This window comes from Oleiphilus sp. HI0067, assembly GCF_001635735.1.
In genome coordinates, this window is sequence record NZ_LWFI01001340.1 from 1 (window position 1) to 820 (window position 820).

General features: G+C 45.6%; 2 protein-coding genes. Both read right to left on the reverse strand.

Features of this window, described 5'->3' with window-relative positions; translation table 11 throughout:
* The coding region (locus A3739_RS28920; protein WP_304440300.1) for a YbgF trimerization domain-containing protein at nt 1-575 on the reverse strand (575 nt) is incomplete at its 3' end.
* Between the two features lie 7 nt (nt 576-582).
* Nucleotides 583-820: OmpA family protein (locus tag A3739_RS21260; RefSeq protein WP_156502735.1), on the reverse strand; the 238-nt coding region annotated here is incomplete at its 5' end.

The following is an 820-nucleotide window of genomic DNA, read 5'->3' on the forward strand; positions in this document are numbered from 1 at the left end:
TAAGCATAAGCGTTTTGATAATCTAACTTCTGCTGATCCTGATCAACAGACGGAGCAGACTCTGCTGGAGCAGCGGCACTCTTCACATCAGCCTGAACGACAACCGGCACAACCGCCGCGCCTTGAACGCTTGATATATTTGGCGAAGCTGTCACAAGCTCTGGTTTTTGAACGACGCTAACCGACTCAGCGCGCGCTTTTGCCATTTCCTGAAGCCGAGAATCTAGATCCTTATAACGATCAAGAGATTGACGCTTCAGCTGGCGAATCTCAAATGCCTGCTCTTCAACAACACCTCTGAGCGACATCACCTCTTGCTTCAACTCTTCGACAATAAAGAACAATTCAGAATTGATATTTGAAGTTTGCCCAACCGCAGGAGCGACTGGCGCAGATGGAGTAGACGCTTGAACTTGCGAGCCAGACTCTTGCTCATACACAGGCTCGGAGGCACTATTATCTTTCGATTGAAAGATAAGTGTCTTAGCTGAAACACTTGCAGATAACGCAAAACAAAGGGATACAAAAAAGGACTTCGTAAGAAGCCCTTTTCTATGTTTTGAATACTTCAACATATGCTAATTAGTACTGAAGCACTACACGACGGTTTTTAGACCATGCTGTTTCATTTGAACCTGCAACAGCTGGACTCTCTTCCCCGTAACTAACAACTTCAATTTGAGAAGCCGATACACCATTCACCTTCAAGAATTGGGCGACAGAGTTAGCACGACGCTCACCGAGTGCAATGTTATATTCTTTAGTACCGCGCTCATCACAGTGGCCTTCTAACACAATTTTCGCTGAAGGGTTTTGCACA